This is a genomic window from Cupriavidus sp. 21MJTG02-4, assembly GCF_057798975.1.
In genome coordinates this window covers 1-656 of record NZ_JBYOJP010000062.1, presented here as the reverse complement: position 1 = coordinate 656, position 656 = coordinate 1, and the positions used below count along the sequence as shown (strand labels likewise).

Genomic DNA, 656 nt, shown 5'->3' with positions numbered 1-656 from the left:
GACGCGTTCGGCACCGCCCACCGCGCCGAGGCCACCACGCATGGCATCGCCAAGTACGCCCCGATCGCCTGCGCAGGCCCGCTGCTGGCTGCCGAGATCGACGCGCTGGGCAAGGCCCTGGGCCAGCCGGCGCGCCCGCTGGTGGCGATCGTGGCCGGCTCGAAGGTGTCGACCAAGCTGACCATCCTGAAGTCGCTGGCCAGCAAGGTGGACAACCTGATCGTCGGCGGCGGCATCGCCAACACCTTCCTGCTGGCCGCCGGCCTGAAGATCGGCAAGTCGCTGGCCGAGGCCGACCTGGTCGCCGACGCCAAGGCCATCATCGACATCATGGCCGCGCGCGGCGCCTCGGTGCCCATTCCCGTGGACGTGGTCTGCGCCAAGGAATTCAGCGCCACCGCCGCCGCCACGGTCAAGGACGTCAAGGACGTGGCCGATGACGACATGATCCTCGACATCGGTCCGAAGACCGCCGCGCAACTGGCCGAACAACTGAAGGCCGCCGGCACCATCGTCTGGAACGGCCCGGTGGGCGTGTTCGAGTTCGACCAGTTCGGCAACGGCACCAAGGTGCTGGCCGAAGCCATCGCCGATTCGAAGGCCTTCTCGATCGCCGGTGGCGGCGATACGCTGGCCGCCATCGCCAAGTACGGCAT

The 656-nt window shown here is 68.8% G+C and carries 1 protein-coding gene; it reads left to right on the top strand.

From position 1 onward, the window contains the following. On the top strand, positions 1-656 hold a 656-nt coding region (gene pgk, locus AC3FKH_RS34495; RefSeq protein WP_488680167.1), incomplete at both ends, for a phosphoglycerate kinase.